Origin of the sequence: Sphingomonas parapaucimobilis NBRC 15100 (assembly GCF_000787715.1) — a bacterium.
In the GTDB taxonomy this organism is placed as follows: domain Bacteria; phylum Pseudomonadota; class Alphaproteobacteria; order Sphingomonadales; family Sphingomonadaceae; genus Sphingomonas; species Sphingomonas parapaucimobilis.
Map to the genome: position 1 here is coordinate 22391 of NZ_BBPI01000013.1, position 8121 is coordinate 30511.

The 8121-nt window shown below is 66.6% G+C and carries 7 protein-coding genes and 1 pseudogene; 6 read left to right on the forward strand and 2 right to left on the reverse strand.

What is annotated here, in order from left to right; translation table 11 throughout:
- Nucleotides 1–52: 52 nt before the first annotated feature.
- The 6 genes from coxB to SP5_RS19710 all read left to right on the forward strand — a co-directional run bounded on the left by coxB (nucleotide 53) and on the right by SP5_RS19710 (nucleotide 5936).
- Complete coding sequence (coxB, locus tag SP5_RS02605) at nucleotides 53–1021, forward strand: cytochrome c oxidase subunit II (protein ID WP_042483662.1); 969 nt, start codon at nucleotides 53–55, stop codon at nucleotides 1019–1021.
- Nucleotides 1018–3528: a cytochrome c oxidase subunit I gene (gene ctaD, locus SP5_RS02610; RefSeq protein ID WP_042483665.1), complete on the forward strand. Its 2511-nt coding sequence runs from the start codon at nucleotides 1018–1020 to the stop codon at nucleotides 3526–3528. Before coxB ends, ctaD begins: the two co-directional genes overlap by 4 nt.
- Nucleotides 3525–3902 (forward strand): hypothetical protein, encoded by a 378-nt coding sequence (locus tag SP5_RS02615; RefSeq protein WP_042483667.1) that lies wholly within the window; start codon nucleotides 3525–3527, stop codon nucleotides 3900–3902. Before ctaD ends, SP5_RS02615 begins: the two co-directional genes overlap by 4 nt.
- Entirely contained in the window at nucleotides 3899–4477 is a 579-nt protein-coding gene (locus tag SP5_RS02620) for a cytochrome c oxidase assembly protein (RefSeq protein ID WP_042483671.1), read from the forward strand. The genes SP5_RS02615 and SP5_RS02620 overlap by 4 nt, the downstream gene beginning before the upstream one ends.
- A complete protein-coding gene (locus SP5_RS02625) occupies nucleotides 4474–5505 on the forward strand; it encodes a c-type cytochrome (RefSeq protein ID WP_042483675.1) in 1032 nt (343 codons plus the stop codon). Before SP5_RS02620 ends, SP5_RS02625 begins: the two co-directional genes overlap by 4 nt.
- Nucleotides 5506–5651: 146 nt before the next feature.
- On the forward strand, nucleotides 5652–5936 hold the full coding sequence (locus SP5_RS19710) for a DUF305 domain-containing protein (RefSeq protein WP_245613379.1): 285 nt from the start codon (nucleotides 5652–5654) through the stop codon (nucleotides 5934–5936).
- A 276-nt stretch (nucleotides 5937–6212) separates the two neighbouring features.
- On the opposite strand, the pseudogene tnpC reads toward SP5_RS19710, so the two are convergent.
- Together tnpC and SP5_RS02640 are read right to left on the reverse strand one after the other, a co-directional pair.
- Nucleotides 6213–7802: pseudogene (tnpC, locus tag SP5_RS02635) on the reverse strand (IS66 family transposase).
- Nucleotides 7803–7865: 63 nt separating this feature from the next.
- Nucleotides 7866–8121 (reverse strand): transposase (locus tag SP5_RS02640; protein WP_042483678.1); only part of this gene is annotated, 256 nt, incomplete at its 5' end.

Here is an 8121-nt window from a genome sequence, read left to right on the forward strand (position 1 = left end):
ACTCCAGATGAAATTAACATGAACTAATTCGCCATCGAAACGTTTGGGGGCGATGCGGGGGAAGATCAGCGCCATTTCGATCGTGACGGCCGGTTTGCTGGCGGGATGCAACACGCATCAATCCACGCTGGCGCCGTTCGGCGCGGATGCGGCCGATATTCGGCATCTTTTCATCATCATGCTGGTCGGCGCGGTGGTGATCGCAGGCGGCGTCGCGCTGCTGATGCGCCATGCCGTCCGCGCGCCCGAAGGATCGATCGACCATCGCAAGGGGATGCGGATCGTCCTGTGGCTGGGCGGAATCATCCCGACCGTCGTCCTGCTCGGGCTGCTCGCCTATTCGCTGCCCTATATGCGCCCTCGCCCGGCCTCGCCCGCCGACCTGACCATCGCGGTGGATGGCGAGCAATTCTGGTGGCGCGTCGCCTATGCGCCGCCGGGCCGTCCGCCGGTGCTGAGCGCCAATGAGATCCGCATCCCGACCGGCCGCACCGTCGCCTTTCGCCTGAGCGGCGGCGATGTGGTCCACAGCTTCTGGATACCGGGGCTGGCGGGCAAGATGGACATGATCCCCGGCCGCATCAACAGCCTGGTCGTGCGCGCCGACAAGCCCGGCCGCTATCGCGGGCAGTGCGCCGAGTTTTGCGGACTGTCCCATGCGCTGATGGCGTTCGACGTCATCGCCATGCCGCCCGCCGCCTTCGACGCGTGGCTGGCCGAACAGGCCCGCCCCGCCCGGCCGGGCGACGCGGCCGGGGCGCGCCTGTTCGCCGAAAACGGATGCGGCGGCTGCCACGGCATTGCGGGCGTCAACGCGCCCAGCAGGATCGGTCCCGACCTGACCCATTTCGGATCGCGCCGGACGCTGGCGGCGGGCATCCTGCCAATGACGGAAGCGAACGTCGCCGCCTTCATCCGCCACCCCGAAAAGACCAAGCCCGGCGTGCGGATGCCGTCCTTCCCCCAATTGTCGGATGACGAGGGCGTAGCCCTCGCCCGCTATCTTCAGGGCCTGAAATGAGCCTCCACGCGCAGGACGATCCCCAGCTTCGCGCCGCCCAGGAAGACCGGCTGCGCGCGGTGTGGAAACCACCCAGCGGCCTGTTCCTGCGCTGGACCGACACCAATAACAACCGGGTCGGCGTCTGGTACACGCTGACCGCGTTCGGCTTCATGCTGTTCGCGGGCGTGCTGGCGCTCATCATGCGCACCCAGCTGGCGGTGCCGGACAACGACCTCGTCTCGGCGAACACCTTCAACCAGCTGTTCACGCTGCACGGCTCGATGATGATGTTCCTGTTCGCCGTGCCGATGTTCGAGGCGGTATCGATCATCCTGCTGCCCCAGCTGCTCGGCGCGCGTGACCTGCCCTTTCCGCGGCTATCGGCATTCGGTTACTGGAGTTTCCTGATCGGCGGCGTGTTCGTCGGCGGCTCGATCTTCTTCAACGCCGCGCCCGATGGCGGCTGGTTCATGTACCCGCCGCTCACCACCCGCACCGACCTGTCGGGCCTTGGCGCCGATATCTGGATGCTGGGCCTGTCCTTCATCGAGGTATCGTCGGTGGCCGCCGCCGTCGAGCTGATCGTCGGCGTGCTGAAATGCCGTCCGCCGGGGATGCGGCTGAACCTGATGCCGCTCTATGCCTGGTATATCCTGGTCGTAGCGGTGATGATCCTGTTCGCCTTCCCGCCGCTGATCGCGGGCGACCTGTTGTTCGAGATGGAGCGGCTGCTTAACTGGCCGTTCTTCGATGCCGCGCGCGGGGGCGATCCGCTGCTGTGGCAGCACCTGTTCTGGATCTTCGGCCACCCGGAAGTCTATATCGTCTTCCTGCCCTCCATCGCGCTGTTCGCGATGATGATCCCGACCTTCGCGCAAAGGCATCTGCTCGGCTATCCGTGGATCGTGCTGGCCGCTGTCGGCACCGCCTTCCTGTCGTTCGGGCTGTGGGTCCACCACATGTTCGCGACCGGCCTGCCCAAGATCAGCCTGGCCTTCTTCTCCGCCGCCTCGGAGGCCGTCGCGATCCCGACGGGCGTGCAGATCTTCGCCTTCATCGCCACGCTCTGGGCGGGCAAGGTGAAATGGTCGACGCCTTTGCTCTACGCGTCGGGAAGCCTTGCGGTGTTCGTCATCGGCGGGCTGACCGGGGTAATGGTCGCGGTCGCGCCCTTCGACTGGCAGGCGCACGACACCTATTTCATCGTCGCGCACCTGCATTATGTGCTGATCGGCGGCACGCTGCTGCCGCTGTTCGGCGGGCTTTATTATTACTGGCCGCTGATCACCGGCAAGAAGCTATCCGACCGGTTGGGGCGCATCGCCTTCTGGATCATGTTCGTCGGCATCAACCTGACCTTCTTCCCGATGCATCTGTCGGGGCTGGAGGGGATGCCGCGCCGCGTCTTCACCTACCCGGAAGAACTCGGCATCGGCTGGTTGAACCTGGCCTCCACCGCCGGGTCGTACATGTTCGCGGCGGGTGTATTGGTACTGGTCGTCGATCTGGCGCTGTCGCCGACGCGCGCCAAGTCGCCGCGCAACCCGTGGAATGCAGGCACGCTGGAATGGCTGGCGCACCCGGATGACGAGGATTGGGGCATCCGATCGGTGCCGCTGGTCGAGAGCCGCTATCCGATCTGGGACCAGAAGAATTTCGTCGCCAAGGTCGATGAAGGCCGCTTCTTCCTGCCCGATGCCGAGGAAGGCCGCCGCGAGACGATCATCACCTCCGTTCTCGACGCAAAACCCGTCTCAGTGATCCGGCTGGGCACCCCCAGCGTCAAGCCGATGCTGACCGCCGTGGCGCTGGGCAGCGTGTTCATCCTGACCACCTATCACCTCTACCTGATCGCGGCGCTGGGCGGTGTGGTGACGCTCGGCTGCATCCTGTGGTGGCTGTGGGACACCGCCGAGATTCCGGAAAAACCCGAAAAGCCGATCGGGCACGGCATGCGCCTGCCGCTCTATATCTCCGGCCCGGCCGCGCCCGGCTGGTGGGCGATGTTCATCACGATGATGGCCGATGCCACCGCCTTTTCGGGGCTAGTCTTCGGCTATTATTTCTACTGGACCATCCATCCCGATTTCGGCGCAGGCTTTGACGGGTCGGGCAGCGGGGGACCGCTGGTCGCGCTGGGCCTTTCACTGGCCAGTTGGGCCGCCACGCTGATCGCGCGCGAGGTGCATCACTGGGGTTCGGTCAATGCCGCGCGCGGGCTGCTCGTCGCGGGTGCCGCCACCGCCATCGCCAGCCTGTTCGCCGGGATCGGGTGCCTGGACGGGCTAGACCCGGAGGCCAATGTCTATCCGGCGATCGTCTGGGTGCTGGTCGTCTGGACCGTCGTCCATGCCGCCATCGCGACGATCATGCAGCTTTATACGCTGGCGCGCAGCATCGCAGGCAAGATGACGCCATCCCATGACGCGGATATCCGCAACATCACCGTCTATATGCATTTCTTCGCTTTGACCGCGATCGTCACCTATCTGACCATCGGCCTGTTTCCGGAGACGGGGCTGTGAAGCGCTGGCTGAAACGCGCGCACAGCTTGCGCGTCACGCTGTGGACGCTGATCGTGCCGCCCACGACCTGGGCGGTGCATTTCCTCTTCTCCTATCTCTGGGTCGCGATCTCTTGCGAGCGGATCGGGAAATGGGCGCTGTTCCCCACCGCCTTCGCGATCGGAACGGTCGTCGCGCTGGTCGTCATCGTCGCCTCGGGCGTCATCGCGTGGCAGCAGTCCCGCACGCCGGGCGATCCACCGCCGCATAACGAGGGCACCGATATCGATCGGCTGCGCTTCCTGGCCTATTCGACGATGCTGCTGGCGGGCTTGAGCTTCGTCGCGGTCATCTTCACCGCCATGCCCGTCCTGATGCTGGGCGATTGCCGATGAAGCGCAGCTGGTTGATGCTGGGGGTGGCCCTGTTGTCGGTCGGCTGGGCCTTCAGCACATGGGGCATGACCGGGCATATGGTCGCGCACATGATCGCCGTGGCGGTCGCCGCGCCGCCGATCGCGCTGGGACTTCAGGGTACACGTTTCGATCCGGCGCTTCGTCTACCCCGGCTCGCCACCCCGCTGGCCGCCGCCATGGTTGAGGCGGTCGTGGTCTGGGGCTGCCATGTCCCGGCGCTGCGGCGGCTGGCGGACCATGGGCTGGTCTGGCTGGTCGCCGAACAGATGAGTTTCCTGGCGGTCGGCCTGCTGCTCTGGGCCGCCGTGCTCGCGCCACGCCACCGAGCCGCCGGGGTCGCGGCCCTGCTCGTCACCTCGATGCATATGACCCTGCTGGGCGCGCTGATCGGCCTCGCCCCGCGGCCGCTCTACAGCCATCATGACATGGGGGCGCTCGCGGATCAGCAGATGGCGGGCGTCGTGATGCTGCTGGTCGGCGGCGTCGCCTATCTGTGCGGCGGGCTGGCGATGCTCGCGCGCCTGCTCCAGACCAAAGAGGAAGCGCACGCATGACGATCCGCATCACCTGGAAGCGGGCGCTGGCGGCTCTGCTCGGCCTGGCGCTGCTGGGCATGGGCCTGGCCTGGTCGGGCATGATCAACCTTGCCGCCTCCAGCGGGCATTGGGCGATCACCGACTGGTTCCTCCACTGGGCGATGCGCAATTCGGTGCGCACCCATGCCGCCTTCACCGCCCCCAAGGACCCCGCCGACGCCAGCGGGCTGGTGAGCGCGGCCGGGCATTTCGCCAATAGCTGCGCCGTCTGTCACGGCGCGCCCGGGCAGAAGCCTGCGCCGGTCATGCAGGCCGCCACCCCGCCCGCGCCCGACCTGTCGGTCAATGCGCGCGAATGGACCGACAAGCAGCTGTTCTGGATCCTCCAGCACGGCGTCAAATATACCGGCATGCCCGCCTGGGCCGTGCAAGACCGCCAGGACGAGGTGCGGCGCATGGTCGCGTTCGTCCGCCGCCTGCCAGGCATGACGCCCGCCCAATATCGCGCGCTGGTCGCCGAAGCCTCACCCGCCGTCGATCCCGACAATTGTACCGGGTGCCATGGCAAGGACGGCCGGGGTCGCGGCGCGCCCGACATTCCGATCCTGGGCGGCCAAAGTCCCGAATATCTGCTCGCCGCGCTGAAGGGCTATGCCAACGGCACCCGGTCGAGTGCGGTGATGCAGCAGGTCGCGATGCGGATGGAGCCCGCCGACATGGAGGCCGCCGCGCGTCGCTTCGCCGCGATGCCGGGGCTGGGTGCGCAACCTGCGGGCGATGCGGCAGCGGCGCAGATCGTCGAGCGCGGACTACCCGACAAGCAGCTGCCCGCCTGTGTCAGCTGTCACACACCCGGCAAACCCTATCCGGTCCTCGCCGGACAACGGGCAAGCTATATCGCCGCGCGCCTGCGCCATTGGCAGGGCGACAAGAATATCGTCGACGCGCGCAAGAGCCACGCGACGATGCCCGTCATTGCACGGCGCATCCCGAAGGACATGATCGACCCCATCGCCCGCTATCTGGCGGGGAATGGGGGACGCTGAGCCTCGCTCCAGCGGAGAGATTTCAGGCGGGTGTTTGTCCGGAGTGGCCGGGCAGCACCGATGTTGCGCCACGTCGGCGTGCGAGGGCCGACCGAGTGAATATTGACAGGAATCCCCGAACGACGCCGTACAGTCGCGCCGAGGTGATGCAGCGCGCGCCCGGCGGATATCGGACGTCACATCCGCCGAGGTCGTCGAGCGGGTCACCGCCTCGCGTCGGCAGCGGTTCGAGAGCGCAGCTGAAGACGCTGTCCACCGGAATGACGCCGGATGCGACGCCCAACGCACAGCCGCGGGCCATGCTGGAGCAATCGACGTCGCTGAAAGGGTATGCGTCGATCGGTGACGCCCCGGCGCTCAAGAACTTCGCAAGCGATTTGATCCCGACCGTGACGGCGCATCTGAACATGGCGAAGGGTCTGAAGGCGTAACGCGATCGGCCTCTGGCATTATCGAGTCATGGATCGCCCCGAGGGATGAACATAGTAATCGCCATGTCCATCCCGTTGCTTCTGGGGTGCGAGGATTGCATTTGAACAACCAGGGCGGGGAAGGCTTGGTAAAACAGGGTGACGAGTAGCGCTGCCAGAAACCGCCGTTCGGCCTGAACGCAGTCGAAGGTCCAGGGAGGGCGTATGGCTGTTCCCCCGCTTTCAGATGCGCCGCTTGCGGCACGCTCAGCGTAAGCGCGTCGTGGAGACCGCAGATTATGCGGCTTGCGCGGTTGGCTGATCTGCCGGCGACATCCAGTTCCAGAGCATGATGTCGTCCCAGCGGCCGGCAGGCCAGTCGCCTGCGACTTTGGCGATAACGTCGGCGATATAGGCCTTCGGGTCGACGCCGTTCGCCTTGCAGAGCCTGCCCCGGCGAAGGCCGGGGTCTGGATGACGGTATAGATGGCCGCGGCGCGCTCGCCGCCTGCGCGAGAACCGGCGAACAACCAGTTGCGGCGTCCGACGGCCACACCGCGCAACGCACGCTCCGCGATGTTGTTGTCGATCTCGAGACGCCCGTCCTCCAGGAAGCGCGACAGCGCCGGCCAGCGCTTCGTGCCATAGGCGATGGCCTTCGCCATGTCGGACCCAGGCGACAGACGACGCAGGGCGGCGTTGAGCACCTCGCGCAAGGCATCGAGCAGCGGCCGGCTTTTCTCCTGCCGGCTCCGGCATCGCACGTCGGGCGGTTGGCCGCGCACCTCGGCCTCGACGGCATAGAGCGCGCCGATCCGCCCAAGGATGTCGGTGGTCAGCGGCGTGGACGACCGCTCGTGCAGATCGAAGACCTTGCGCCGGAAATGCGCCCAGCACGCGACCTCGGTGGCGCCACCACGATACAGTCCGTCATAACCGGCATAGGCATCGGCCTGGAGAAAACCGCGGAAGCCGGTGAGATGCGCCAGCAGGTGCGCGGCGGTTCGGTCGGGCGTGAAGCGATACCAGGTCGAACGCGGTGCCGGGCTGCCGGACGCCTGGTCTCCGGCCGCGTACACACATAACCGCCCGGTCGCCGTCTTGCCCCGACCGGGGTCGAGCACCGGCACGGGCGTGTCCCCGGCCTTCGCCGGGGCAGGCTCGGCATGGATCTTGTGGGCCTTGAGCACCTCGTCGCGGATGCGGCTGACGATGGGGTCGAGGAGCACCGCGGCCTGTCCGGTCCAGCCCGCCAGCGTCGAGCGGTCGATGTCGAGCCCTTGCGCCGCCATCATCTCGGCCTGGCGGTAGAGCGGCGGATGGTGGTTGAACTTGGAGACGACGACGTGCGCCAGCGTCGCGAAGGTCGCCTTGCCCCGCGCGATGGCGCTCACCGGCACGGGCGCCTAAACAATCTTTTCACGGGACCGGCAGCTGTATTTGGGGCGGACGTTGCGCACGGCCCGCCAGCGCACCGGCACGATGTCGAGCATCTCGTGCGCATCGGACCCAAGCGGGCGCAACGCACCGCCGCAGTCCGGGCAGGTGCAGGTACCTGAAGCTGGTTCGTGGAGGACCTCCTCGCGCGGCAGATGTTCCGGCAGACTGCGGACAGGCACCGGCCGCGCCGCTGTCGGCCACCTCGAGCGCAGGCGCATCGTGCTCCGTTTCCGGTTTCTCCAGCGCCAGTTCGAGCTGCTCGATCTCGCGGCCGAGCTTCTCGGACGAGGCACCGAACTGCATCCGCCGCAGCCGGGCGATCTATCCGCGCAGGGTATCGATGAGCTGGTCGCGGGCAGCGAGTGCGGCATTGGCCCGGGCGAGCGAGGCCTCCAGCGCGGCGATCCGCGCAGTGACATCAGCAGGGGAAGCGAGCGCTTCCGACACCCGGTTTCCATAGCAGATTGCAGGAAGTGTCAGGAATTTCGTGTGTGGGCGGGCGGCTGAACATTACGCCGCCATGGCTCGGATAAAGCGTTCGCCGAAGATGACGGCGAACTGGGCCTTTGCCATGGTCCACTCACGGGGCGGCATCTTCCACTCTTTCTCCGAGCGGTTCAAGATGAGGTAGAGCAGCTTGGCGGCGGCCTCGTCGCTGGGGAAATGCCCGCGGGCGCGCACGGCCCGGCGCAGCTTCGAGTTCAGGGCCTCGATGGAATTCGTGGTGTAGATGATCCGCCGGACCTCGTCAGGAAAGGCGAAGAAC

Coding starts and splice junctions, on each gene's coding strand:
- coxB (WP_042483662.1), top strand. CDS start 53: ATGCGGGGGAAGATCAGCGCCATTTCGATCGTGACGGCCGGTTTGCTG.
- ctaD (WP_042483665.1), top strand. CDS start 1,018: ATGAGCCTCCACGCGCAGGACGATCCCCAGCTTCGCGCCGCCCAGGAA.
- SP5_RS02620 (WP_042483671.1), top strand. CDS start 3,899: ATGAAGCGCAGCTGGTTGATGCTGGGGGTGGCCCTGTTGTCGGTCGGC.
- SP5_RS02625 (WP_042483675.1), top strand. CDS start 4,474: ATGACGATCCGCATCACCTGGAAGCGGGCGCTGGCGGCTCTGCTCGGC.
- SP5_RS19710 (WP_245613379.1), top strand. CDS start 5,652: ATGCAGCGCGCGCCCGGCGGATATCGGACGTCACATCCGCCGAGGTCG.